Origin of the sequence: Limosilactobacillus reuteri subsp. simiae (assembly GCF_020784875.1) — a bacterium.
In the GTDB taxonomy this organism is placed as follows: Bacteria; Bacillota; Bacilli; order Lactobacillales; family Lactobacillaceae; genus Limosilactobacillus; species Limosilactobacillus reuteri_H.
The window spans coordinates 1-23,497 of record NZ_JAJGUI010000055.1; the positions used below are offsets into that span (position 1 = coordinate 1).

The 23,497-nt window shown below is 38.4% G+C and carries 21 protein-coding genes; 14 read left to right on the top strand and 7 right to left on the bottom strand.

The genetic code is table 11. The features are described from left to right. Positions 1 to 448: 448 nt before the first annotated feature. Positions 449 to 1,003 carry a GNAT family N-acetyltransferase gene (locus LMC10_RS01465; protein WP_229268737.1) on the top strand — a complete coding sequence of 185 codons (555 nt, stop codon included), beginning with the start codon at positions 449 to 451 and terminating at the stop codon, positions 1,001 to 1,003. A gap of 38 nt (positions 1,004 to 1,041) precedes the next feature. Here LMC10_RS01465 and LMC10_RS01470 read toward each other — a convergent pair whose 3' ends face one another. Beyond that, positions 1,042 to 2,439: a DHA2 family efflux MFS transporter permease subunit gene (locus tag LMC10_RS01470; RefSeq protein WP_229268738.1), complete on the bottom strand. Its 1,398-nt coding sequence runs from the start codon at positions 2,437 to 2,439 to the stop codon at positions 1,042 to 1,044. 405 nt (positions 2,440 to 2,844) lie between these two features. On the opposite strand from LMC10_RS01470, the gene nrdD reads away from it, so the two are divergent. From nrdD to apf (LMC10_RS01500), 6 genes are all read left to right on the top strand, one after another. Continuing rightward, complete coding sequence (gene nrdD, locus LMC10_RS01475; RefSeq protein ID WP_229268739.1) at positions 2,845 to 5,079, top strand: anaerobic ribonucleoside-triphosphate reductase; 2,235 nt, start codon at positions 2,845 to 2,847, stop codon at positions 5,077 to 5,079. A gap of 65 nt (positions 5,080 to 5,144) precedes the next feature. Then, positions 5,145 to 5,723 carry an anaerobic ribonucleoside-triphosphate reductase activating protein gene (gene nrdG, locus LMC10_RS01480; RefSeq protein ID WP_035157640.1) on the top strand — a complete coding sequence of 193 codons (579 nt, stop codon included), beginning with the start codon at positions 5,145 to 5,147 and terminating at the stop codon, positions 5,721 to 5,723. An 8-nt stretch (positions 5,724 to 5,731) separates the two neighbouring features. Then, positions 5,732 to 6,625: a SufD family Fe-S cluster assembly protein gene (locus LMC10_RS01485; RefSeq protein ID WP_324294031.1), complete on the top strand. Its 894-nt coding sequence runs from the start codon at positions 5,732 to 5,734 to the stop codon at positions 6,623 to 6,625. 384 nt (positions 6,626 to 7,009) lie between these two features. Continuing rightward, positions 7,010 to 7,822, top strand: coding sequence for an aggregation-promoting factor (apf, locus tag LMC10_RS01490; RefSeq protein ID WP_229268741.1), 813 nt, complete (start codon positions 7,010 to 7,012; stop codon positions 7,820 to 7,822). Between the two features lie 154 nt (positions 7,823 to 7,976). Next, positions 7,977 to 9,677: a phosphoenolpyruvate carboxykinase (ATP) gene (locus tag LMC10_RS01495; protein WP_229268356.1), complete on the top strand. Its 1,701-nt coding sequence runs from the start codon at positions 7,977 to 7,979 to the stop codon at positions 9,675 to 9,677. A 328-nt stretch (positions 9,678 to 10,005) separates the two neighbouring features. Then, entirely contained in the window at positions 10,006 to 10,710 is a 705-nt protein-coding gene (gene apf, locus LMC10_RS01500) for an aggregation-promoting factor (protein WP_113897430.1), read from the top strand. 120 nt (positions 10,711 to 10,830) lie between these two features. On the opposite strand, the gene LMC10_RS01505 is transcribed toward apf (LMC10_RS01500), so the two are convergent. Further along, positions 10,831 to 11,592, bottom strand: coding sequence for an exodeoxyribonuclease III (locus tag LMC10_RS01505; protein WP_229268742.1), 762 nt, complete (start codon positions 11,590 to 11,592; stop codon positions 10,831 to 10,833). A gap of 291 nt (positions 11,593 to 11,883) precedes the next feature. Here LMC10_RS01505 and LMC10_RS01510 point away from each other — a divergent pair, with 291 nt between their 5' ends. Together LMC10_RS01510 and preA are read left to right on the top strand one after the other, a co-directional pair. Next, entirely contained in the window at positions 11,884 to 13,125 is a 1,242-nt protein-coding gene (locus LMC10_RS01510) for an NAD(P)-dependent oxidoreductase (RefSeq protein ID WP_003664228.1), read from the top strand. Continuing rightward, a complete protein-coding gene (preA, locus tag LMC10_RS01515; RefSeq protein WP_003664227.1) occupies positions 13,118 to 14,416 on the top strand; it encodes an NAD-dependent dihydropyrimidine dehydrogenase subunit PreA in 1,299 nt (432 codons plus the stop codon). The genes LMC10_RS01510 and preA overlap by 8 nt, the downstream gene beginning before the upstream one ends. 214 nt (positions 14,417 to 14,630) lie before the next feature. Here preA and LMC10_RS01520 read toward each other — a convergent pair whose 3' ends face one another. After that, positions 14,631 to 15,479: an aldo/keto reductase gene (locus LMC10_RS01520; protein WP_229268743.1), complete on the bottom strand. Its 849-nt coding sequence runs from the start codon at positions 15,477 to 15,479 to the stop codon at positions 14,631 to 14,633. A 132-nt stretch (positions 15,480 to 15,611) separates the two neighbouring features. On the opposite strand from LMC10_RS01520, the gene LMC10_RS01525 reads away from it, so the two are divergent. The 3 genes from LMC10_RS01525 (at position 15,612) to LMC10_RS01535 (ending at position 18,107) form a co-directional block, all read left to right on the top strand. Further along, a complete protein-coding gene (locus LMC10_RS01525) occupies positions 15,612 to 16,043 on the top strand; it encodes an Hsp20/alpha crystallin family protein (protein WP_003670784.1) in 432 nt (143 codons plus the stop codon). 121 nt (positions 16,044 to 16,164) lie between these two features. Beyond that, the gene (locus tag LMC10_RS01530) at positions 16,165 to 17,664 is read left to right on the top strand and encodes a Y-family DNA polymerase (RefSeq protein WP_229268744.1); all 1,500 of its coding nucleotides are present in this window, start codon (positions 16,165 to 16,167) and stop codon (positions 17,662 to 17,664) included. Further along, the gene (locus tag LMC10_RS01535) at positions 17,664 to 18,107 is read left to right on the top strand and encodes a hypothetical protein (protein WP_229268745.1); all 444 of its coding nucleotides are present in this window, start codon (positions 17,664 to 17,666) and stop codon (positions 18,105 to 18,107) included. The genes LMC10_RS01530 and LMC10_RS01535 overlap by 1 nt, the downstream gene beginning before the upstream one ends. Positions 18,108 to 18,130: 23 nt before the next feature. Here the strand turns inward: LMC10_RS01535 and LMC10_RS01540 are convergent, their stop codons facing one another. The 3 genes from LMC10_RS01540 to LMC10_RS01550 all read right to left on the bottom strand — a co-directional run bounded on the left by LMC10_RS01540 (position 18,131) and on the right by LMC10_RS01550 (position 19,815). Beyond that, positions 18,131 to 18,655, bottom strand: a complete 525-nt coding sequence (locus tag LMC10_RS01540; protein WP_229268746.1) for an HdeD family acid-resistance protein — start codon at positions 18,653 to 18,655, stop codon at positions 18,131 to 18,133. A gap of 369 nt (positions 18,656 to 19,024) precedes the next feature. Next, the gene (locus LMC10_RS01545; RefSeq protein WP_003664220.1) at positions 19,025 to 19,192 is read right to left on the bottom strand and encodes a hypothetical protein; all 168 of its coding nucleotides are present in this window, start codon (positions 19,190 to 19,192) and stop codon (positions 19,025 to 19,027) included. 11 nt (positions 19,193 to 19,203) lie between these two features. Further along, complete coding sequence (locus LMC10_RS01550) at positions 19,204 to 19,815, bottom strand: VanZ family protein (protein WP_065533160.1); 612 nt, start codon at positions 19,813 to 19,815, stop codon at positions 19,204 to 19,206. A gap of 90 nt (positions 19,816 to 19,905) precedes the next feature. Here LMC10_RS01550 and LMC10_RS01555 point away from each other — a divergent pair, with 90 nt between their 5' ends. Further along, a complete protein-coding gene (locus LMC10_RS01555; RefSeq protein ID WP_229268747.1) occupies positions 19,906 to 21,252 on the top strand; it encodes an amino acid permease in 1,347 nt (448 codons plus the stop codon). Positions 21,253 to 21,339: 87 nt separating this feature from the next. On the opposite strand, the gene LMC10_RS01560 is transcribed toward LMC10_RS01555, so the two are convergent. Next, positions 21,340 to 21,795: a Fur family transcriptional regulator gene (locus LMC10_RS01560; protein WP_003675841.1), complete on the bottom strand. Its 456-nt coding sequence runs from the start codon at positions 21,793 to 21,795 to the stop codon at positions 21,340 to 21,342. 123 nt (positions 21,796 to 21,918) lie between these two features. On the opposite strand from LMC10_RS01560, the gene LMC10_RS01565 reads away from it, so the two are divergent. Continuing rightward, positions 21,919 to 23,358 carry an MFS transporter gene (locus LMC10_RS01565; RefSeq protein ID WP_229268748.1) on the top strand — a complete coding sequence of 480 codons (1,440 nt, stop codon included), beginning with the start codon at positions 21,919 to 21,921 and terminating at the stop codon, positions 23,356 to 23,358. The last annotated feature ends 139 nt before the right edge of the window (positions 23,359 to 23,497 follow it).

Consider the following 23,497-nt stretch of genomic DNA (forward strand, 5'->3'; position numbering starts at 1 on the left):
AAAGTAGTCAGAGCATTTTGGCTTGAGCAAAGCGAAAGCCAGCGCCTTGAGACGCCGGCTTTTATTATCGGCTTATAGCCGATGTGCAAACCACCCGTTTGACGGGTGGTTATGATTTTAAATAATTTTTATTTTCAATTGAATTTGTGCATCATTTATGCATCCGTAAGTACTCAATAACAATCCGTTTAGTTCTAACTACCCCAAATCTCCTATACTGAGACTATCATCAGTAAGGAGATTTTTAATTTATGGCAGAACAAAATGAAATTATCACCCCAGTTTTCAAAAATAGACCACGTAATTTTAAGAGGCATGTTTTGCTGTAAAAATATACATGTGAAAGAGCAAGATTTCATTGAAGCTTAATTAAAATTAAAGCTAGTCTCTTTTTTCTTGTCTGATAAGTTTTTTCTAGGTACTATTACATAGATGGAGGGATTCTTAAATGATTGAAGTTCGTCAAATATCTACAAAGTCAAATGATTTCAAAAATATCAAGCGGGTTTATAATACCGTATTTCCACAAAATGAACTTTTACCATTATCTTTACTTAAAATGCGTGCTAAAGCAGGAAAAGCAGAATTTTGTAGCATCTATAATGAAGAGGGAAAATGGGTTGGCTTTTTCTACACAGTCTACAACAAGCGCATCGCCTATATTTTCTTTCTGGCAATTGATCCTCACTATCATGGACAGGGCTTGGGTAGTGCGACGCTAACCGCGATCAAAGAACGATATGCTGGAAAGCAGATTACACTTAGCGCTGAACGCCCAGATCCTCAAGCAACTAATAACGAACAACGAATCAGACGGCATCGTTTCTACGCCAAAAATGGTTTTGGCAAAACGGGTCTTTATACCGTTGAAAAGGATAATGAAAAATTTGATCTTTTAAGTATACAATCAAGCGTGAATCCACAATTTTACCAACAGTTAATGGATAATTATCTGACTAAGCATCGCCGCCATTATTTACCATATAAGATTGTTAAAGAGTAAAAAAAATCCCACTACCTGCATGAGTAGTGAGGATTTTTTTACTCTTTCCGATCTTTAATTTTGAATGATAAGAGCAGTGCTACCACAATTAAGATAATTGCAAAGTAAATGCCATAGTGGAAACCATTAGTAAAGCGGACAGCCTCCGATCCGCCAATAGAAGAACTCCCCCAAGCTAAGCAACTAGTAGCTAGGGCTGTTGCAAGAGCACCGATAACCTGTTGCATCGTATTCATGATTGTACTGCCGTCTCCGGATTCGAATCCAGAAAGCGTACTTAGAGCACTAGTTTGTGCAGGAGACATTGCTAAAGGACAACCAATCATTAAAATAACATGCGCGCATACAACGTAGATAATGGGACTTTGCGGTGTGGTAAACGCTAGCATCAAAGCACCGAATAAGGCAAGGATAAAACCAATTAAAACAGGACGTTTAGCCCCGATACTATCGTAAAGGCGACCTGCAATTGCAGAAGTAGCTGCATTAATAATTCCCCCAGGGAGCATTACTAGTCCAGTAAGAGCAACGGAAACTAAGAGCCCTCGTTGATAGAATAACGGTAAAAGATACATCGTCGACAGAATAATTCCAAAGTCAAGCATCACGATTGAAGAACCAATTGTGAAGGCTGGATACTTAAAGATACGAAGATTTAAAATTGGTTCTTCCAGATGAAGTTGGCGATGGGTGTAAAAGATTAAGACAATAATTCCGATTATTAAAGCACTGAGAACTGTAGGTGAAGTCCAACCATCTTCACTAGCCAAACTAGCACCAATAACAAGTCCTGAACAACCTACTGCCGATTCAATAATTGAGAGCATATCAACATGTGGCTTAGTAATTTCACCAACATTTTCTAATGAAGTGATAGCAAAGATCAAGGCAATAAATAAAAACGGAATAAATAACCAGAAGATCCATTGCCATGATAACTTAGCAAGAATTAGACCGGTTAACGTAGGACCGATTGCAGGTGCAAACATAATTACGAGGGCACACATTCCTAGAACCGCTCCAATTTGTTTCGGTGGGAAGATTTGCATTACCACTGCAAACATTAGTGGAAGAATTAAACCTGTTCCGATCCCTTGAACCATTCGTCCAATCAACAAAATAGTAAAATTATGCGCTAAGGCAGAAATACAAGCCCCAACCATGAAATCAATTAATGCAAAAATAATGACTTGGCGGGTCGTAAACCATTTAGTAATAATACTGGACAGTGGCAAGATAATCCCAATAATTAACATATATCCAGTAACTAACCATTGAATTGTTGACGTACTTACTTGAAAAGCGGTCATCAATTTTGGCAAGGCGATGTTTAATGAAGTCTCACTAAACATTCCGACAAAAGCTCCCAGCAGCATACTAACCATCATTAATCCTGGGTGCGCTGCTTGCTTACGAGCTTGTAAAGCATTTTCCATAAATATAAAAACTCCTTTTACCCTAAAAATTGCACAAGGATTAGTCTAGCAAATCGTGCTATCTGCTCGTAAGTTATTTTTTTAATAACTAATAATCTTAAGTATATTGATTAAGATTATTAAGTTGAGTTTAGCGTTTTCAAATTCAAGCTTTTCGGGATAAAAAATTCTATTCAGTGATAATAGGAATTTAAAAATAAATGATTTAAAAGGTCTCGCAATAATCTCAAAATAGCGTCGTTGCTTGTATCCTCATTTTATTCCTGGTAGATCAGAATAGAATATAAACAGAATATTTAAATAAGTAATTCGACCACAACATATAGTGTTTCGAATGTCAATACTTCCTATAAGTTGTATTTTGAGCTATGATAGATAACGTTAATTACGAGAGGGGAAATAAAAATGAAAGTGCAAATAATTGATAAGAAGGATCTTCAAAGTTTAACAAGTGTTCAAGTAGTTAAACGTGATGGAATAGTAACACCATTCTATTCCTATAAGATTAACCTTGTTTTAAATGCGCTCAATGCTGATGAGCAGACTAGCCAAAGTGTTTATGTTACCTTATTGGATGCCTTGCTTAATCAAACAACTGTCACTACTGAAAAGATTGCAGATCTCTTTGTTCAAGGACTGGTTAATGCTAATCATGAAGAATTGGCAAAAGTTTACCGTGATTATCGCCAGCATGATGAAGAAGCATTTGCCGAAGCTACTAATCCCCAAAATAAGTTAGAGCAGCTTTTCGACCGAAACTCACGGATTGTTCACGAAAATGCTAATAAAGATAGCCATGTTTTTAATACTCAACGGGACCTTGAAGCCGGAGTCGTGAGCCGTGCATTGGGATTACGGATGCTTCCTGGTATTGTAGCTAAGGCGCATCTTCGTGGTGATATTCACTGGCATGATCTTGACTATTCACCGGTAACGCCTGAAACTAACTGTTGTTTAATTGACTTTGATGAGATGTTTAAGCATGGATTTAAGATTGGTAATGCTTGGGTTTCTTCCCCACGCTCGATTCAAACGGCAACTGCGCAGATGTCGCAGATTATTGCTAACGTGGCGTCTCTGCAATATGGGGGATGTTCTGCTAATCGGATTGATCAATTATTAGAACCATATGCAAAGCTAAATTACGAAAAGCATATGAAGGAGGCCGAAGAGTGGATAGTACCAGAGAAACGAGAAGAATTTGCTCGTGAGAAGACAAAAAAGGATATTTACGATGCAATGCAGGCTTTAGAATACGAGATTAATACCCTTTATTCTAGCCAAGGTCAAACTCCATTTACGACCATTAACTTTGGCTTAGGGACAAGCTGGATTGCCCGGGAGATCCAAAAAGCCATTTTGAAGATCCGGATTAAGGGTCTTGGCAAGGAACATCGTACAGCGATTTTTCCTAAATTAACTTTTACTATTAAACGAGGCTTAAATCTTGACCCTGAAGATCCTAATTATGATATCAAGCAACTAGCGCTTGAATGTTCAACGAAGCGGATGTATCCAGATCTTTTGATGTATGACAAGATTAAGGAACTAACGGGGAGCTTTAAGACACCAATGGGTTGCCGTTCGTTCTTACAGGGATGGACAGATCCAGAAACTGGCAAAGAAGTAAACTCAGGCCGGATGAACTTAGGGGTAGTGACAGTCAACTTGCCACGGATTGCCTTGGAGGCTCATGGCGATAAGCAACTATTCTGGGAAATTTTTCAAGAGAAGATGAATATTTGTAAGATTGCCTTGGATTACCGGATTAAGCGTACTAAAGAAGCTAAGCCAGAAAATGCTCCCCTTCTTTATATGTATGGTGCATTTGGTAAACGGCTAAAGAAGACTGACAGTGTCGATGAAGTCTTTAAGAATAGTCGGGCGACCGTTTCACTAGGTTATATTGGTTTATATGAAGTATGTACGACTTTCTATGGGTCAAATTGGGAGCATAATAAAGAAGCGCATGACTTTGCGATTGCAATTACTAAGGCAATGCATGATTTATGCGCTGAATGGGAAAAAGAAGAAGGATACCATTTTAGTCTCTATTCCACTCCTGCTGAATCGTTAACAGATACATTCTGCCAAGATGATTTGAAGAAGTTTGGGCGAGTTGAAGATGTAACAGATAAGGAATACTACACAAATAGTTTCCACTATGATGTTCGTAAACATCCGACACCTTTTGAAAAGTTATCATTTGAAGAGGCTTTTCCTAAATATGCGGCTGGTGGTTTTATTCATTATTGCGAATATCCCAACTTACGCCAAAATCCAAAAGCTTTAGAAGCAGTTTGGGACTGGGCATATGATCATGTCGGTTATCTGGGAACAAATACTTCAATTGATCAGTGCTTTAAGTGTGGCTTCAAAGGTGAATTTGAAGCCACTGCTCGCGGCTTTAAGTGTCCGCAGTGTGGGAACCATGACCCAGCAACCTGTGACGTTGTTAAGCGGACATGTGGTTATCTTGGCAACCCTCAGCAGCGGCCAATGGTTCATGGAAGGCATGAGGAAATTATTCACCGAGTTAAACATATGAATGCTGGCATGATCAAGAATGCAGCTGAATTTGAACAACAGCGGCAAATGGATAATAAGGCTCATGCTCATATTACTGGTGATCAAATTTAATTAATTATCAAAAGGCCAGTTGCCCGTAAAGCTACCGGCCTTTTATTATATAGGAGGAAAAAGAAATGGTAGAAACACGATTACCCCGCAATCCTAAGCCGCAAGAGTGGTTAGCAAAAGATCATTCATTACAATATATTGCAGACTATAAGCCCTTCAATTTTGTTGACGGGGAAGGGGTCCGGTGTAGTTTATATGTTAGTGGATGCCTTTTTAACTGCCCCGGATGCTATAACAAGGCGGCGCAGAATTTTCATTACGGACAGCCATACACCCAGGATTTAGAAGATCAGATTATCGAAGACCTTTCGCAGAGTTATGTTCAAGGATTGACTTTATTGGGTGGCGAACCATTCCTTAATACTCAGGTTTGTCTGAAGTTAGTTAAACGGGTTCGAAAAGAATTCGGTCACGAAAAGGATATTTGGTCTTGGTCTGGTTATACTTGGGAAGAATTAATGAAGGAGTCGAGCGATAAACTTGAACTTCTACACTACCTCGATATTCTAGTCGATGGTCGATTCTTGCTGGCTAAAAAGGATCTTACCCTTCAGTTTAGAGGGAGTTCTAACCAACGAATTATTGATGTTCCGCAATCTCTTCAAACGGGGAAAGTGGTTATTTGGGATAAGCTTGTTCATTAGAGGAGAAAATGATGGCAAAAATTTGGAAGAAAGAGCCAGCATGGTTAGAGAAAAAACGTCAACTAGCAGTTATATTGCAATCACGGATCCCGACTTTACCTGGTCAAGAAGAATGGGTAGATTACTGGCAAAAGAAAGCAACTGGTCTAAGCAGGGATTGGCTTTCTTTACAAGAGGGCGGCTTAACCGCAATGCCTCTTGAAGAAGCGGTTAATGAATACTCAACACTATTACAAGAAAATCTAATGGAGAAGGCCATCTTTTGGCAGGATAACCAATTAGCGGCCATGCACCTTGCAAATATTGATTGTGGACAGTTTATATATTTGCGTCCACAAATTACTCAGGAGCGTCCAGTTGTCTTTAGTCCCCACCTTAACTCTGCGAACACTCACAATATTATTGTCATCAGTGCGGGGGCTAACGCAGTAATTGAAGAACGGATGGTTAATGATACGTTATTACCATCATATGAAGGAACAGAGATTTTAGTTGGAGCTAACGCGCACGTTACGTACCGGCAGGCAAATCGCTCGACCAGTAAAAATATCTATCGGACAATCCATGCATACCAAGCTCATGGTTCAACGCTGCAGTTTGAAGTAGCGAGTCAAGTTCAAACTAAAGCTACTGTTGATCTTTATAGTTTTCTGGATGGTCAAAATACTCAGTGGGCAACGACAATTGCTTTAGGTGGAACACAGCATTTAACCGCACTGGTTGATGGTTTTGGTAAGGGAACTTTTGCCACTCTTACCCAATATCGGGATTCAGAAGCGGTCACTGGAGCACCTTTTAAAGTAAAAGCCGGCGAACCACTGCCAATTAGCGAAGATATCCATCCATTAAAAGAATTAGCTAGTAGTGAGCGTTGGCTAAAACAAATAATGACTGCTGAATAGGGCTAAAGTTAATTACAGCAATGTTACAATAAAACATTAATCACGAAAAATAAGTCGTTGAAATTCTTCTTTATAAGAAAAATTCAGCGACTTATTTATTATTATGTTACAAATTTTGGCTAATTCTGGGGAAAAGTTAGCCAAACCTAAGTTACTATCAGGACGTGGCCGAGGTTGATTTGCTTGACAGACTATTAAATTTTTTATTACAAAGTATTACGAAAATCAACTGAATTGATATTTCGGAGTAATCCGCATGTAATTTTGAGGGAGTATAGTAATAGGTGTTGAGAGATATGAGGACTCGACAACTTAAACTAAATTAAACTAATAAATAACTAATTAATAAAAAAGTATTTTATGAAAAGGATGGGATTTTTCTTTATGAAGTTAACTAAAAACATCGCGAAAATCACTGCTGCCGTTGCAGGTGCTGTTGCCTTGGGAACATTCGCTACTGCAACTACTGCTAACGCTGATTCTGTTTACACGGTGCAAAGTGGTGATACCTTATCAAGTATTTCCTATAAGTTAGGCCATGACTTAACTTATGTTGACTCTTTAGCTTCAACTAATCAAATTGCCAATAAGAACTTAATTTATGTTGGTCAAAAGTTAGTAATTAAAGATGACGGTGAAGTAACCCAAGCAACTGCTCAACAAGCTGCTACTTTACCTGAAGCATCTCAAGCTCCAGCATCAGCTAGTGTTGAAAGTCAACAACCTAGCCAAGCTCCGGTGGTTGCTAGTCAGGCTCCTGTAGCAACAAGCCAAGTACAATCATCAGCTGCACCGGTTTCTGCTCCTGCTCAATCACAGGCTCCAGTACAATCTCAAGCACCGGTTCAACAACAAGCACCAGTTCAATCAGTAGCTCCACAACAATCAACTGTTTCAGCTGCTGCACAACAAAGCTACAGTGCACCAGTACAAGCACAAGCTACTAGTTCAAACTACAGCTCAAATGTTAGTGGTAATGATGCTGCTGCTAAGGCTTGGATCGCAGCTCGCGAATCAGGTGGTAGCTACAGTGCTCGTAACGGTCAATACGTTGGTAAGTACCAATTATCAGCATCATACTTAAATGGTGACTACTCAGAAGCTAACCAAGAACGAGTAGCTGATCAATACGTAGCTAACCGTTACGGTTCATGGAGTGCTGCCCAATCATTCTGGCAATCACATGGTTGGTACTAAAATTTAATAATTAATTGTTAAAGTAGGAAATTGTCTCAATAAGGGGATGATTTCCTATTTTTTTGTAAAATGAAAAAAAGTTAATATTATTTTCATCCTAATCTTAAAAAATATATTATAATAGAGTTATTCAAGTGATGAAAGGATGAGATCCATGTCAAAAGAGAGTCAGATTATTGATACAAAATCATTATATGTAAATCCTGACCGCGGTGTTGCAACGTTAAACTATAGTCAAAATTACTTTACTGATATTCCTTCATTAATTAATAGTGATGAAGTAAAGGAAATTGTTCGTTTATATTTAGCTTCACGTAACCCTGATAATGATGATGATGCTTTTGATAATGCCACTGTTAACAAGTTTGTTGATATCTTAAAGAAAGTTCTTTTTGATGATGATAGTGCATTTGATGAATATGACCCTAAAGATATTCTTGAGAGTGTTGAAGAATTATACTCATACTATCGTTCACTATTACGGGTATCGGTAATTAATCTTAGTGATAATAAGATTATCGGTAACGAGTTCCGGACTATTGATACTCAATTCAACGACTTAGTGCGTAAAGCATACCGGATCCTCGAAGAAAAGCTCCAAGGTTTTGAAAACCGGACTTATCGACAAGTTAATGCGGCAACTAACGCAACAATTTTAGTTCAACAACAAGATTGGAAAATTCCAGCTGGTTATGAAGAATTAAAGGATATTGATTTTATTAATACCGTGATGCTTCGTCCACCAATGATGATGCACACTAAGAGTAACAAACGGGAAGGGGTCTTTTCTGAAGTAAAAGATAACCCGATCGAACGTTTCCGTGGTGAACGCGGTAAGTGGTATTGTTACCCAGCAAAGATTGGTGAAAGTTTAGCCTTTATTTACTTCAATGTTGATTACTTGGTAAACGGAATTGCTCTTTCGAACTTATTTGAAATTGCATCCCCTGATGAGATTAAGGGGCAAAAACCTGATATGATTCTTCTTTTCGGTCTAAAAGAAACAGAAGGCATGGTTTCTCATTACTATCGTGACGAAAAGAATGATTTGTGGGTTGGTGAAGTACCTTACACAGATAAGACTACTTACTTTGGTTACATGAAGAAGATGTGCTTGACGCTCCATAACCTTCATCAAATTTACAATGGTCGCCTGCCAATTCACGGGTCCATGTTGAAAATTAAATTTACTAATGGTAAAGAAAAGAATGTTGTTTTCTTTGGTGATTCAGGTGCCGGAAAGTCAGAATCAATTGAAGCATTGCAAGAATTAGCTGACGATAAGATTGTCAGCATGGAGACAATCTTTGATGACATGGGAAGCTTTACCCTTACTGATGGTGAACCAGGGGTATATGCTCAAGGAACAGAAACTGGTGCCTTTGTTCGTCTTGATGATTTGAGTAGTGCCGTGGCCTTCAATAACATGGACCGTGGTGTTTACCTCAATCCTGAACAAAAGAATGCCCGGGTTATTATTCCTGCTGATACCTACGAAAACGTAATCAAACATCACCATATTGATATGTGGCTATACGCTAATAATTACAGTGATGAAGTTGGTATTCATCGTTTTGATACAAAGGAAGAGGCAGAAAAAGTATTTATTGCTGGACAACGGAAGGCCCTTGGAACAACTGATGAAGTTGGAATGAGCAAGACATTCTTTGCTAACCCATTTGGTCCAGTTCAAGAACCAGAATTAACTAAGCCGATTATTGACAAGGTCTTTACAAAGCTATTTGACCAAGATGTATATGTTGGAGAAATCTTTACTCACCTTGGTAATGACAAGTCAAAGGATGCTTTGAAAGAATCAGCCCAAGAATTGCTTGATGTTTTGATGAATAATTAAGATTACGATTAAGACAACTTTGTCATCGCCCTGTAACAAACAGTCTGTTACAGGGCGATTTTTGTGTCGTCAAGAAAAAATGAGCAGTTTTTTTGAATAATTTTTACATGAGATAATTCTAGTTATAATTTTACAAGTTACTCAAAAGCGATTAAATCAACATTTAAGCGACTATAAAAAAATCATCGAACGTTTGTTACAAAAAATTACAGAAATAACGAAATTTGATAAGTCCTAGTAACCCGCTCGTAACCCTAATCCTGTATAGTAGTTATCGTTGAAATGAGTTATTTGATTAATTAAGAGAAAAGGATGGATTGAATTTATAATGAAGTTATCTAAGAAAGTAGCCAAGATTACAGCAGCGATTACTGGTGCAGTTGCATTAGGAACAGTAGCTACTGCAACGACTGCAAACGCCGACAGTATTTACACGGTGCAAGCAGGTGACACCCTTTCTGGGATTTCTTACAAATTAGGTCACGATCTAACTTTTGTAGATACATTAGCAAACAACAATAATATTGCTGATAAGAACTTGATTTACGTTGGTCAACAATTAGTAATCAAGGATGATGGTGAAGTTGCACCAGCTACTCAAGAAGAAGTTGCTACTTTACCAGCCGCAAATGTTGCACCACAAGCAGATACACAAGCTACAACTGCTGAAAATCAAGCACAACAAAACCAACAAGTACAATCAAACCAAGAAGCACCAGTTGCTCAACAACAAGTACAAACTCCACAAACACAAAATGTACAACAATCTAGTGCTCAAGCATCAACTGGCTATAACTCAAATGTAGCTGGAAATGATGCTGCTGCCAAGGCTTGGATCGCAGCTCGCGAATCAGGTGGTAGCTACAGTGCACGGAATGGTCAATATATTGGTAAGTACCAATTGTCAGCATCATACTTAAATGGTGACTACTCAGAAGCTAACCAAGAACGAGTAGCTGATCAATACGTAGCTAGCCGTTACGGTTCATGGAGTGCTGCTCAATCATTCTGGCAATCACACGGTTGGTACTAAAACAAGATTTAATAAAATAGATAATCAACAAATTTCAAACATACGATAAAAGAGGTTGGAAAAATTTTAGTTTTTCCAACCTCTTTTCGTTTAACTATTATAAAATTTAGCTCAGTTTTCTTATACTTCAACATTAGCAACAAGTTCAATTGGACAGTGACTTGAGCCTTTAACATCTGAGAGAATCTTGGCTTCTTCAATTCGTTCTTTCCATACATCAGAAACTAAGAAGTAGTCGAGGCGCCAACCAACATTTCGTTCCCGTGCGTCATAACGATAACTCCACCAGGTATATGCACCATGCAAATTAGGATGAAGATAACGGAAAGTATCCGTAAAGCCAGCATCAAGTAATTTGCCAAAATCAGCTCGTTCTTGTTTTGTAAAGCCGGCTTTATGATGATCTTCTGTTGGCTCTGCTAGGTCAATTGGTTGATAGGCAACGCTCATATCACCACCAATGATTACTGGCTTACTACTTTGTAAATTAGTAACATAATCAAGAAAAGCACGATCCCAGTCGAGACGATAATCAAGATGTTGCAGCTTTTCACCTGAAACTGGGACGTATACATCAATCAAATAGAAGTTTGGATATTCGAGCGTGATTAGTCGCCCTTCTTTATTAAAAATTGAATTATTCATTCCGTATATAACGTTTTCTGGCTTATATTTAGTGAAAATGGCGGTACCAGAATAACCCTTCTTTTCCGCATAATTCCAGTATTGGTAATAATTAGGAATTTGAATCGGTTCTTCGCCTTTATCCAATCGTGTACGTTGTAGACAGAAGAAGTCAGCATCTTGGCGCTTAAAATCTTCGACAAATCCATGATTAATGGCTGACTTCAAGCCATTGACACTCCAAGAAATAAATTTCATGTTAATCCTTCTTTCAATTTAACCAAACCATGTCTCTGTAATAATTGTACAAGGAATTTGATTTTTCATTAAGTAATAAGACTCTTTTTGTGATTTTTGATACAAAACTGTAGATGTTAAATAAAAATATTCATATTGTATATACGAAGATATCAACTTTAAGAATAAAAGATGCAATATATTAAGGGGATCGCCTACTTATATCAAAAGCGTTTATATAATATTATTTATATATAAAGTTACGTTTATCACAAAATTGTCAAAGAGTCACAACTTAGAGGAGGGTGTCTAATGACTTCAAAGTATGAAACAGAGTCGAAAGGTTACACGATGACAACCGTAATGCAGGAAGCTGCACGATGTTTATTATGTCATGATGCACCATGTTCACAAGCTTGCCCAGCACATACTAATCCAGCAAAATTTATTCGAAGCGTTCTTTTTCGTAATGTCAAAGGGGCAGCTGAAACGATTCGGGAAAACAATGCGTTAGGATCAATCTGTGCGCGTGTTTGTCCAACTGAACGTTACTGTGAAAAGGCATGTACTCGGGCTAAAATCGACGGGCCAATTGATATCGGTGGGATTCAACGGTATGTCACTGATATGGAGCGAAAGATGAACATGAAGATTCTTAAAGCCGGTAAGCCAAATGGGATGAGTATTGCCATCATTGGTAGTGGCCCATCAGGTTTACAGGCAGCTACGACTCTCCGTGAAAAGGGCTATGCAGTTGATATCTATGAAAAAGCTGCTAAGGCTGGCGGTTACTTGACCTACGGCATTCCTGAGTATCGGTTGCCGGAAGAAATTGTGGATTATGAAGTTCAACGAATTGTCGACCTTGGTGCGCACATTATCTATAACACAACTGTTGGAAAAGATATTTCAATGGATGATCTTAAAGCTCGTTACAATGCAGTGATTGTTGCTATTGGGACAAGTGAAGCAAAGATGCTTCCAATGTTTGAACACAATATCTGTACCGAATCAGCAATCTCATTCCTAGCCCGGGCAAAAGAAAGTAAGGGCAATTTAGAAGATCTTCCGCAAAATGTCCTTGTTATTGGTGGTGGGGATGTTGCAATGGATGTTGTAACAACCTTAAAGAAGCTTAACGTTCCTTATGTTACCGATGTTGTTTATGAGCAGTTTGATGAATTCAAAGCTTCTAAAAAGGAACTTGCCGGTGCTCAAGAAGCTGGTGTAACAATTGTTGATGGTTACGTTCCAAAAGAAGTTCATCAGAATCGTGCTACCTTTACTCACCGGAAGATTAAGAGTGAATTAACTATTACTGCTGATAAGATTATTTTAGCAGTTGGTCAAAAAGCTAATGCAGAAGGACTAGACATTGACTTACAGCATAATGAAATTCCATTCCGTGAACCGCGATTCCGGACAAAAGATCCCAAAGTTTTTGCGACTGGTGATATTGTTGCCGGAGATAAAACCGTTGTGGTAGCAGTACAGAAAGGAAAAGAAGTAGCAGAAGAAATAGACCGGTTGTTAGGAGGACAAGAAAATGATTAAAAAAGATTTATCTGTAGACTTTTTAGGCGTTCATTTTGAAAATCCATTTTGCTTGTCGTCCTCACCTGTTGGGAACTGTTACGAAATGTGTAAGAATGCATATGATGCTGGTTGGGGCGGTATCGTATATAAGACTTTATCACCAACACACTTTAAGATTGATGAAGTTTCTCCCCGGTTCGATGAATTAGCCAAGGAAGACATGCATTTTGTTGCCTTTAAGAATATGGAACAATTATCAGAACACCCCTTGGAGCAGGACTTGGCTGATATGCGACGGTTAAAAGAAGAATATCCCAATAAAGTCTTGATTGCTTCAATTATGGGTGAGACATTGGAAGATTGGACCAACCTGGCCAAGTTAGTAACTGAGGCAGGGGCTGATATGATTGAATTGAACTTCTCTTGTCCACAGATGACTTCTCATACCATGGGTTCAGATGTAGGAACTAATCCAGAATTATGTAAGAAGAATTGTGAAGCTGTTAAACGCGGGACTAGCCTTCCAGTTCTTGCGAAGATGACACCAAATATTACGACGATGGTTCCGGTTGTTAAGGCATGTCTAGAAGGAGGGGCAGATGGCTTCTCCGCAATCAATACTGTTAAATCAATTGTTGATGTTGATCTAAAGAAGAAGGTTGGGTTACCAAATATTGATGGTAAATCTTCTGTTTCTGGATTATCTGGGAAAGCTGTTAAGCCAATTGCTTTACGTTTCTTACAACAACTACGGTCAGCAGCCGGCCTTGAACAACTACCGATTTCTGGAATTGGGGGAATTGAGACCTGGGAAGATGCTGCTGAATTTATTCTTTTGGGTGCCACTACTCTCCAAGTTACAACTGCGATCATGGAATATGGTTATCGGATCATTGATGACCTTACTAATGGTTTAATGCATTACATGGAAGAACAGCATGTAGACCACCTTCAAGATCTTGTCGGCTTAGCTAATAAGAATATTATTCCTACTAACCAGCTTGACCGAAATTACAAGGTTTACCCTAAGATTGATTGGGATAAGTGTATCGGTTGTGGCCGTTGCTTTATCTCATGTCAAGATGGTGCCCACCAAGCTTTAACTTGGGATGATGAAAAACGGCAACCAGTTTTTGATAAGAGTAAGTGTGTCGGTTGTCAACTTTGTGCACTTGTTTGTCCTGTGGGGGCTATTAAGTTAGGCCTTGTTGAGATTAAGCCGGGTCACAAAGGTAATCCAGCAGAAATCGATGTAGGATCTCAACGTCTTCATCGCTATCACCCGGTAAAGGCTAATCAAGAAAATTAATTATTAGTTTTCCTCATATATGAAAAATCAGGGACTGTGACATAAGTTACTTTCATAAAAAGCAAATACGCAGTACAACAATGGCCTCCAACGTCCGGCAAAAAAGCCGAACATTGGAGGCCTATTGTTGCTTGCGGGGGCTCGAAAACGAAGTCACAAGTGACTTCTGTCTCGCTCCCTCGATTTTTAGCTTTATTATGTCATATTGTAACTCTTAAATTACTGCGAGGGGTACTTTTTTATTTGGTGATGGGAACTCTTTTTGTAAAGCAAGTAACTCATCATCACTTAGTTCAATGTTACCAGCTGCAACATTTTCTTCAGCATGTTTTGGGCTGCTGCTCTTTGGAATAGCAAGGACATTTCCGATTCTTAAGACCCACGCAAGCATAATCTGATTGACGGTTGCATGGTGATTTGCGGCAATTTCTTTTATTAGCGGATTCTCGGTTAACTTTCCAGATAAGCTGTCACCTTGTGCAAGCGGGGAATAAGCTATTAATGGGAGCTGATGCTGTTTCATTAAGGGAAGGAGGTCAAATTCAATTCCGCGACTATCGAGATTATAGAGATCTTCGTTGGCAACGCAATCAGTGCCATTTTTTAGGCGCCATAATTCTTCAAGATCACTGACATCGAAGTTTGAGACTCCCCATGCTTTAATCTTTCCTGCCTTTTTAACTCTCTCTAATTCGTTGACTGTTTCTGCTAACGGAATCCCACCCCGCCAGTGTAAAAGGTAAAGGTCAAAATAGTCTGTTCCTACGGCAGCCAAACTTTGGTCTAAACTATGCTCAAGTTTTGTCTTGCTGGCATTTGAAGGAAGAACTTTATCAATTAAGAATAGCTTTTCCCGACTATATGGTTTGATGGCCGCAGCGACAAGCGCTTCGGAACGACCATCGCCATACATTTCCGCAGTATCAATAGCTTGTGCGCCAGCGTCAATTGCAGTTTGAATGGCTTTAATTTCTGTAGACCGATTGACGAGAGAATTTCCCATATTCCATGTTCCGATTCCAATTGCAGGCATTGAAACATTATTGATTGTGACTTTTTTCATCTTGCGCAGCTCCTTTCTATTTTCCTACTTCTATTATATTCTTTTTGGTCAATGGCCCCTAGCATATTAGTTGCGTTTTAGCTGAAAGCGTTTAATATAGACAATGAATAAGAAAGAAAGGAAGCATTCTTTATGGCTAATGAATTACAAAACCGTAATAATTTATTTGATAGTTTGATGAACATGCGTAACTGGATGAACGATGATTTCTTCTCTAACCTAACTCCCGTTGCTGATCACATGAAGACAGATGTTACAGAAGATGACAAAAATTATACCGTAAAGATTGACATGCCTGGATTTGATAAGAAGGATATTCACATTAATTATGCCAATGATATTTTGACAGTTACTGGTCATCGGGATACCTTTGATGATGATGGTGATAAGGATGGCAATGTTCTGCATTCTGAACGTCGGTATGGTCAAATGAGTCGGCAATACCGTTTGCCAGATGTAAATAAGAAGGATATCAAAGCTCAATACAAGAATGGTGTTTTGACAATTACTCTTCCTAAGAAGGATGAGACTGATGACGATGAAAATCATATTGATATTGAATAATTAAATTAAGTTAAATAAGGAGGCTGAGTTTTCCCAGTCTCCTTATTTTTTGTCTGTTTCTTGAACGTATGTTTGATTGAGGATATAATAGTATTTACTAAAAGGATGGAGGTACATTACAATGGGGCGAACATATATGGCAATCGATTTAAAATCATTCTATGCTTCGGTCGAATGTACTGAGTGTGGGCTCGATCCTTTAAACGCTAACCTCGTAGTTGCCGATGAATCGCGAACTAGTAAGACTATTTGTCTCGCCGTCTCACCAGCTTTGAAAAAATTTGGCGTTTCTGGTCGCCCGCGATTGTATGAGGTGGAACAACGGGTAGCGTACTTGAATAATCGTCGTGCCAAAGAAATGTCTCACCAGCGATTATCACCAGTTGTTTCAATTTACCGAGATGAATTATTAAAATCACTAGAACTTAAAATTGGTTATAAGATCGCACGTCCACGAATGAATTTTTATCTTGAAAAAAGTGCCGCCATCTATGAAATTTATTTACGCTATTTACCACCAGAAAAGATCCACGTTTATTCTATTGATGAGGTAATGATGGATATTACTGATTATCTTAATGAGTACCATGTTAGTGCCCGTTCTTTAGCTAAGGAAATCATCCAAACAATTAAAGCAGAGACACAAATTACTGCAACTGCAGGAATTGGGACCAATCTTTTCTTAGCAAAAGTAGCGATGGATATAGTAGCTAAACGGATTCCGGGAGATGAAGACGGGGTCCGGATTGCACAGATGAATGAACATACTTTTCGTCGTTACCTTTGGGCGCACCAGCCACTAACAGACTTTTGGCGAATTGGTCCTGGGTATGCGCGCCGACTAAAAAAGCTGGGTCTTCATACCATGGGAGATATTGCTCGATGTTCATTGGGAAAATTATCTGATCCGATGAATGAGGAAGTATTATACCGCGAATTTGGCAAAAATGCGGAAATCATTATTGACCATGCATGGGGATACGAGTCCGCCTCCATTAAAGATATCAAAAATTATCATTCATCTGATCATGGGGTGTATTCTGGACAGGTGTTGCCTCGGCCTTATAACTTTACAGAAACCCGGTTAGTGATTCAAGAGATGGTTAATTCATTAGCTCTCCAGTTAACCAAGCAAAACTTAGTAACTGATCAAGTAGCTTTAAGGGTCGCCTATGATGTTTCTAATATATCGGAGGATTACCAAGGACCATTAGTAACCGACTTCTATGGACGGCAGGTACCCAAGTCGATGCATGGAAAGGCTGATCTTTCCTTACCGACTTCATCTGGTACAGAATTAATGGAAGCATTTATGAAGCTATATGATTCTGGCCTTGACCGGCGATTGACAGTTCGCAAAATTACGGTAATAGCGAACCACCTTCTTTCACCAACGCTTGCTCGATTGGCGAATTATAATGAGCAGTTAGATTTATTTACTGACTCAACAAAAAAACATAAGAATCGTTCCAAAATTCAAAAAAAGGATCAAAAGTTACAAAGGCTTGTCCTTAATTTGCAAAATGAATATGGTAAAAATGCCATTATTCGAGCGGCTGATTTGAAAAAAGGCGCTACTCTTTTAGAAAGGAACAGTCAGATTGGAGGGCACCAAGCATAATGGAAAATGAGGATTTATTGAAAATAGAAAAAAGCCTGTTTAGTGATACCTCAATGTATCGTGATATCATCAACACTCCTCGGCATATTTCTCAAGCTCATACGCCAATGACCACCGAAGATCGTGCTGCGCAGTTTTCTCCTTTTGCAGCCTTGACCGGCTATCATCAATTATTAGCAAAGGTAGGGGAAAAGTATAGTCATAAAACTTATCCCACGGCTGAGATGAAGCATCGAATACGAGTCCAACTTGCCATGATTGAACGGAGCCAATCCCATCCGCTAATAAAAGTTGAATTTTTTAATGGTAAGACAGGATTTTATGAAGAATATACTGGTCGATTAAAACGAATTGATCACCATGCTCACTACCTAATATTTGATGATGGAACAAGGCTTATAATTCAAAATATTCGTAAAATTAAAAGAGATCAGCAAAACTGATCTCTTTTAATATAAGGTATACGTTAAAATGCTTGAATAAGTTTCATGATTCCGAACACAATCAAGAATGTTGAAACTAACCATACCACTGTAATAGCGGAAAGTAATGGGCTAAATAAAAGAATAACTCCTAACACCAAACTCAAAATTGCTAGAATTACAATGAACCAGTAGTATCCCCGATGAAATTCCTTGAAAAACTTGGCACTGAGCAATTCAGTGATAGAGTCAAGAATAAACCAGATAGCGAAGATGATAGCAATGAAGAGTACCCCAAAACTTGGTTGGAAAAGGAAAATAATCCCTAAAATAATATCTAAAATTGCAGAAAAAATTAACCAACCTGAGGATTCTCCTAAGATCTGACCAATTCGTTGACGGAACCATAATTCATAAATTCCGCGGAAAATAAAAGCAATTCCGGCAACAATGGCTAAGAAGTGAAGGGTTTTATCTGGCCGCATGAATGATGCAATTCCAGCAATAATAAATAAGATTCCAACAATTAAGCTAAACCAGTCAAAGCCCTTTTTAGTTTCTTCAAACATTGAAAAACCTCCCTAAAAATAAAATCATTAATATCATAGTTCAATTGGATTGATAAAACAAGAAGAAAGAGATTATCAATAAAGTAGTTATGATATATAGAATGGAATAGTAAAGGGGGGTGGGAATCCAGCCAGCTACTGTGCTACTGTATAAATATCTTTAAAACAGTAAGGGACTGTGACATAAGTTAAGTTACTTTTATAAAAAGCAAATACGCAGTACAACAATGGCCTCTAACGTCCGGCAAAACCGAACGCTAGAGGCCTATTATTGCTTGCGGGGGCTCCCAGAGGCTAGCTTCGCGTCGAAAAACGAAGTCACAAGTGACTTCGTTTTCGAGCTCCCTTTTGTCGTAATTTCCCGGGAAATTAAAGGTGCTCTTTAATACCGTTGGGGAAATCCTTATCAATCTCCTTTAAGATTGGCAATAATGAATTGACATATTCATGATATGCTTCAATTGGCTTTAGATCTTTTGCTCGTGATTGTAGTAAGGTAAGAGCAATATCGTGCGCTCTTTGTTCATTTGTAATCATCTTTTACCACCTCAGTTATTCAGTTTATCAGATTTTCCACCCACTAGCATAAATTGTTTAATAACTTGATGAAAAATCGTTTGATCAAGTATGATCATTACTGCAAAACCAATTGTAGTTCCGATGGTATTGCTAATCAAATCATCCACATCGGCAACCCTTCCAATATGGAAAAGAAGGTCGCAAACAAATTGGTTACACTCGATAAATAGACTGAAGAAAAAGCCATAGAGAATAGCACGACTGAAGGGCATCTGGTGATTAATTAAATAAAGATAAACTCCTAGTGGCAAAGTCATCACAATGTTTAAGAAGAATTCTTGGCTGAGTCCTTGGAGGGGGATGATATTAAATGGTACGCCATGAAAGTAAAATAAAAGTTTATTAGCAGAACTAAAATTAAACATTGAAGGAGTTAAGCAGAGCCAGTCGATTGCAGTTAAGTAGATAAAAAAGGTTGCAATTGTAATGTGCTGGCCGAAGTTAGGGAATTTTTCCCAAAGGTGATTATGAGTGACGAGGACAGATCCTGCAAAGAAATAAATAAAAAATGGGATCCAGTGAACTAATGCATGCAATGTGATTTCTCCTTCTACGAAAAATGGTATACAATAAGTTTTCAATGTTATATATCATAGTTGATTTTTTTAGTAATGACTAGTAAACCTAACTAGGATTAATAAAACTTCAATTATTGAGGAAGAGAGAGGATCATGGCAGAAAAGCAAGAATTTACACGTAAACTTAAAAGTCGTCATATTCAATTAATGGCACTTGGTGGAACAATTGGGACGGGATTATTTCTCGGATCGGGGAAAGCAATTCACGCTGCTGGTCCAGCAATCCTTTTAGCATATTTAATTACTGGGATTATTTGTTTTGGAATTATGCGGGCTCTGGGAGAGTTGCTTCTTTCCGACTTACATTATCATTCGTTTATGGATGCGATTCGTGATTATCTTGGTAATCGCGTGAGTTTTGTAATGGGCTGGGCTTATTGGGTGTGTTGGCTAGCATTGGCAATGGCCGAAGTTACCGCCATTGGCTTATATTTTCAACTATGGTTTCCTCAAGTTCCCCAATGGTTACCTGGATTAATAACTCTCCTAATTTTATTGGGATTAAATCTAATGACTGTTAGTACGTTTGGTGAACTCGAATTTTGGTTTGCCCTTATTAAAATTCTAGCAATTATTATTTTAATTGCTGTTGGCGTCATTTTGATTTTGCTTCATTTCCATTCGACAAGCGGTTATCTTGCCACACCAGCAAATTTAGTTAATGATGGGGGCTTTTTTGCTACCGGGACAAAGGGCTTCATGCTTTCTTTTCAAATGGTTGTATTTGCCTTTGTTGGAATTGAAATGGTAGGGGTGACAGCGGCTGAGGCAGAGAATCCTAAAGTTGTTATTCCTAAGGCGATTAATGGTATTCCCGTTCGAATTATGCTCTTTTATATCGGTGCTTTGGCTGTCATTATGTGTATTTATCCATGGAGTAAACTTTCACCAAGCAATAGTCCGTTTGTCCTTGTTTTTCGTGATATTGGACTTCCAGGGGCTGCTAGTATCGTTAATTTTGTAGTAATTACCGCTGCGGCTTCTGCTTGTAATAGTTCTTTATATACAACTGGTCGGATGCTGGCTGAGCTAACCTCTACTGCTCACCGGCCTGTTATCCGTAAGATTAGTCGCTTATCTAAACGGTCGGTGCCTGCAACAGCGGTTATTATTTCTGCAATTGTTATTGGAATTGCTGCTATCTTAAACTTGGTAATGCCAGAAGGGGTTTTTACTTTTGTTTCCAGTATTGCTACCACGAGTTTTCTCTTTGTGTGGGCTGCTATCATCTTGGCACATTTAAAATATATTCGTAAACATCCGCAATCGAGGACTTTCAAGATGCCAGGCGCACCTTTTACTGACTATATTATTTTAGTTTTTCTTTTTATTGTGCTAATTGTTTTATGTATGGAAAAACAAACTTTAATTGCTCTTATACTAACTTTAGCTTGGTTTGCAATCCTTGCCGTTGCTTCGTTAACGCAAAAGAAAGCATAAAAAGTTAATTTCCACGATATCGTAACAAGATTCGTATAAAAAAAGAGGCTGTTGAAAAAACAAAAGTTTTTTCTCAGCCTCTTTTTACTAACGATTTAAATGTAATTTACGTTGACACTCGGGACAAATGCCGTGGACTTCGATGTTATTTCCTGTAACTAGATAGCCAGTCTTTTCATGAGTCATAACCGTTAATTCTTTTGTAATTTCAGTAAAATGCTCATCAAAAACATCAGAAATCTTACCACAATTATCGCAGACGACATGATAATGCGGATGGCCGAAATAGTCAAAGTGGGTACTACCATCACCATTTTTTAACTCAATTACGAGATTGTAATCAACGAAGAGCTTTAGGGTATTGTATACAGTTGCCATGCTGATATTGGCAACTGAGTCTTTAAGATCATCATAAATCATTTCAACGCTTGGATGAGTATGATGATTGATTAAGTAATTTAAGATGGTTTTCCGTTGGGGAGTAAGACGGACCTTGTTTTCACGGAGATGATCAAGAGCTCGATCAAATTCTGCTTCTGCCATAATGTCGTCCCCTTTCTTAAAATAATTATAATCTAATGATATTATAACATTTACATTCACTAATTCAAAACATATAATAATTAACGGTCAGATAATAATTATTCTAAAGAGGGAGAGAGTGATATGGATCAAAGTATCGCACGTAATGGAAAAAGATATAGTCGCTTTTGGTTTATTTTTACTTTATTAGTTGGTACCTTTACGATGTCAATTAGTCAATCATCGTTGTCAACCGCCTATCCAACCTTAATGAATGCTTTTGGGATTTCAGCATCAACAGTTCAATGGCTGACGACTGGTTTTATGCTCGTAATGTGTGTCAGCATGCCAATTAGTCCATGGATGCTCAATAATATGAGTTTTAAGACAATGTTTATTGGAGCACTAGGGCTATTTGATATCGGATCCTTGATGATTGTTTTAACACCATCATCTTGGGGAATTAATGGTTTCTGGTTTATGATGATTGGACGGGCCATGGAAGCTTTTGCTGTCGGAGTTTTATTCCCATCTTATCAAACCGTTTTGCTTGAAATTACGCCTAAAGAAGAGCGGGGTTCAACAATGGGAATCGCTGGTTTAGTAATGGGATCCGCTCTTGCCTGTGGACCGATTGTTTCAGGAATTGTTCTAAAGTTCTTTAGCTGGAAGAGCCTTTTTATCCTGTTCATGCTTGTCATTTCGGTAATTATTTTAATGGCTGCTAGTGGACTGATCCAAGATGTAATGGAGCGGCATGAAACAAATCTTGATTGGCTATCAGTAATCTTACTAGTTGGATTAATTGGGATTATGTACGTTGTTGACCAAACCGGAAAAAAGAATCCTGCATGGGGAATAAATGCAGGGATCTTTATCGTTAGTCTTATTGCGGTTATCTGGTTCTGTATTCGACAACTTCATCTCAAGCACCCGCTATTGGAATTACGGGTATTGAAGACTTTTAATTATGATTTAGCAATTCTTTTAACATCGATTTCGTATATCGCATTAATTGTAACGACAATTATTTTCCCCCTTTATTATCAGGGAGTATTAAAAGTTAGTCCATTTGTTTCTGGGATGGCCCTAGTACCTGGAGCTGCTTTTCTCAGCATCCTGAATCCTTTATCAGGAAAATTAGCTGATAAAATTGGGTTTAAACCAACAATGCTGGTGGGAATGTTTATGATTATCATTGGCTGGGTTGCTGGATTAATTGTCCTTAATCACCTTAGCTTGCTGGGGATGATCCTTTGTGCAATGGTAATTGAAGGTGGAAATGCCTTTGTAATGATGCCGGCCGTCACACTGGGAGCAAATGCCTTGCCTGATGAATTAGTGCCCCACGGAACAGCCGTAATTACAACGGTCCGGCAAGTTCTCGGGTCCGCGGGTGTTACTATTTCAACACTGATCTTAACGGTTGCTACTACAAATGCACTTCAACGGGGAAGTTCGGCGCAAGTCGCTTCCCTTCACGGCTATCATTTAGTATTTATTGGCATGATCGCCACTGAATTGATTGGTCTCGTACTAGCATTTATGCTAAAAAATACTAGTAAGGAAAAAAGTACAAAATAACCAAAAATTCGTATATAAAATAGAGGCTGGGAAAAAACTCCTAGTCCAAAATAAAAACCGGATGATGAATTGTTTGAACAATTCATCATCCGGTTTTTATATACACAGGAAATCGTTCCTGATATGATGTAATTACCCC

Coding starts and splice junctions, on each gene's coding strand:
- LMC10_RS01560 (WP_003675841.1), bottom strand. CDS start 21,795: ATGGCAGAAGCAGAATTTGATCGAGCTCTTGATCATCTCCGTGAAAAC.
- preA (WP_003664227.1), top strand. CDS start 13,118: ATGATTAAAAAAGATTTATCTGTAGACTTTTTAGGCGTTCATTTTGAA.
- LMC10_RS01505 (WP_229268742.1), bottom strand. CDS start 11,592: ATGAAATTTATTTCTTGGAGTGTCAATGGCTTGAAGTCAGCCATTAAT.
- LMC10_RS01535 (WP_229268745.1), top strand. CDS start 17,664: ATGGAAAATGAGGATTTATTGAAAATAGAAAAAAGCCTGTTTAGTGAT.
- apf (WP_229268741.1), top strand. CDS start 7,010: ATGAAGTTAACTAAAAACATCGCGAAAATCACTGCTGCCGTTGCAGGT.
- LMC10_RS01530 (WP_229268744.1), top strand. CDS start 16,165: ATGGGGCGAACATATATGGCAATCGATTTAAAATCATTCTATGCTTCG.
- LMC10_RS01565 (WP_229268748.1), top strand. CDS start 21,919: ATGGATCAAAGTATCGCACGTAATGGAAAAAGATATAGTCGCTTTTGG.
- LMC10_RS01485 (WP_324294031.1), top strand. CDS start 5,732: ATGATGGCAAAAATTTGGAAGAAAGAGCCAGCATGGTTAGAGAAAAAA.
- LMC10_RS01495 (WP_229268356.1), top strand. CDS start 7,977: ATGTCAAAAGAGAGTCAGATTATTGATACAAAATCATTATATGTAAAT.
- apf (WP_113897430.1), top strand. CDS start 10,006: ATGAAGTTATCTAAGAAAGTAGCCAAGATTACAGCAGCGATTACTGGT.
- LMC10_RS01525 (WP_003670784.1), top strand. CDS start 15,612: ATGGCTAATGAATTACAAAACCGTAATAATTTATTTGATAGTTTGATG.
- nrdG (WP_035157640.1), top strand. CDS start 5,145: ATGGTAGAAACACGATTACCCCGCAATCCTAAGCCGCAAGAGTGGTTA.
- LMC10_RS01510 (WP_003664228.1), top strand. CDS start 11,884: ATGACTTCAAAGTATGAAACAGAGTCGAAAGGTTACACGATGACAACC.
- LMC10_RS01545 (WP_003664220.1), bottom strand. CDS start 19,192: ATGATTACAAATGAACAAAGAGCGCACGATATTGCTCTTACCTTACTA.
- LMC10_RS01465 (WP_229268737.1), top strand. CDS start 449: ATGATTGAAGTTCGTCAAATATCTACAAAGTCAAATGATTTCAAAAAT.
- nrdD (WP_229268739.1), top strand. CDS start 2,845: ATGAAAGTGCAAATAATTGATAAGAAGGATCTTCAAAGTTTAACAAGT.
- LMC10_RS01555 (WP_229268747.1), top strand. CDS start 19,906: ATGGCAGAAAAGCAAGAATTTACACGTAAACTTAAAAGTCGTCATATT.
- LMC10_RS01520 (WP_229268743.1), bottom strand. CDS start 15,479: ATGAAAAAAGTCACAATCAATAATGTTTCAATGCCTGCAATTGGAATC.
- LMC10_RS01540 (WP_229268746.1), bottom strand. CDS start 18,655: ATGTTTGAAGAAACTAAAAAGGGCTTTGACTGGTTTAGCTTAATTGTT.
- LMC10_RS01470 (WP_229268738.1), bottom strand. CDS start 2,439: ATGGAAAATGCTTTACAAGCTCGTAAGCAAGCAGCGCACCCAGGATTA.